Below are 480 nucleotides of genomic sequence, written 5' to 3'. Positions count from 1 at the left end.
CGGCTATCGCTTCCGCCTTCGGAAAAGTGAAAAGTTATCGTTCCTTACTCCAAAACTGGGTAGAAGAAAAAGAACAAGCGAAACAAGAGGGGAAACGTTTTTTTCAACTTGAACACAATGAATTTCCTGTGTTCTACCGCGGTAACATGTTTGAAAAAGGAAGTAACCATGAAGCGAAATTAAAGTTATTTATAAAAAAAGATTGGGTTTGGATAGATATTACATATAAACCAATGGATTTAGAAAAGAGAGGCGTTTCAGGTTGGAAAGAATGCAATCCAAAGTTGATAAAAAGTGGTAAGAAATACTACCTAGCTATCTCCTATGAGAAGAAAGTTCCGTTAAATAAAACAAACATAAAAGACCAAACGATTATTTCCGTGGACCTCGGAATGACCAATTCTGCGGTATGTTCTGCCATTCGTTCCGATGGAACTGTCATTGGACGTACATTTATTAACCAGCCAGTAGAAAAAGACC

General features: G+C 37.3%; 1 pseudogene. It reads left to right on the top strand.

The annotated features are described in order from the left end of the window. A pseudogene (locus MR109_RS29675) lies at positions 1-480 on the top strand (RNA-guided endonuclease TnpB family protein); the annotation flags it as partial.

The sequence above is a fragment of the Bacillus cereus group sp. BfR-BA-01310 genome (genome assembly GCF_022664325.1).
GTDB lineage: Bacteria > Bacillota > Bacilli > Bacillales > Bacillaceae_G > Bacillus_A > Bacillus_A paramycoides.
The sequence above is the reverse complement of the archived record's forward strand: the minus strand, read 5'-3'. Positions and strand labels throughout refer to the sequence as shown.